Below are 722 nucleotides of genomic sequence, written 5' to 3'. Positions count from 1 at the left end.
AATATTTTTACCTTGTCAAGATACTGTATGAAAAAACACTCCTTATAATGAGAAAAAACATGGACTCAATAAGGGGTTTAACATGCTAAATGAGAACATTAAGAGACTCCGAGAGGAAAAAGGAGTCACTCAGCTTGAAATGGCTAAATCTGTCGGAGCATCGGCAAAAACCGTTATGAACTGGGAATCAGGCAAGACTGAACCAAAAGCATCAGAGCTAGTTTTAATAGCTAAAAGACTTGGGGTATCAGTTAATGAAGTGCTTGGAAGAGAACAGAATCCACACGAAAGACTGATAGAGAAAATTAGTTCAGCGATTGGGGATTTCAACGACGCGGAGATCGAATCACTCTCGATAATGGTCGAAGGTTTGTATTTGAGGAATCAAAGCAACAGGGCTAGAAATAATTTCTCCTCAGATAAGACTCGCTAACGCTCAAACACTGGCGCGCTACGCTTGCGAATACACGGAGAACACTGATGGTTCAGTGGAATTTACCCCCGTAATACTAGACGGGGGTTTGGCTCCGCTTTTAGGTCCCTCCCGCAAAGCGGGCCCCTCCCAAAATGCTCGCTAACCGACGAAGTTATGACGATGAAGAAAATCATATTATCAATGGCCTTAATGAGCTCGAGTTCATTGGCAGACCCGACAATGAGCGAAGTCATTGGTCGTGAAGAAGATCCAAACCAGCCGATTGAAGAAGTCTATGGCAAGGAAC

Annotated in this window: 1 protein-coding gene; it reads left to right on the top strand. The window is 43.5% G+C overall.

Annotated elements, in window-relative coordinates; translation table 11 throughout:
• Window positions 1–82 precede the first annotated feature (82 nt).
• Window positions 83–433, top strand: a complete 351-nt coding sequence (locus R8N49_RS27070; protein ID WP_017636227.1) for a helix-turn-helix transcriptional regulator — start codon at window positions 83–85, stop codon at window positions 431–433.
• The last annotated feature ends 289 nt before the right edge of the window (window positions 434–722 follow it).

Source organism: Vibrio sp. 1978 (genome assembly GCF_033344345.1).
Note: the sequence above shows the minus strand (reverse complement) of the source record. Positions and strands in the feature narration are given on the sequence as shown.

Bases quoted from the DNA above. Each gene is read 5' to 3' on its own strand.
- R8N49_RS27070 (WP_017636227.1), top strand. From the start codon at position 83: ATGCTAAATGAGAACATTAAGAGACTCCGAGAGGAAAAAGGAGTCACT.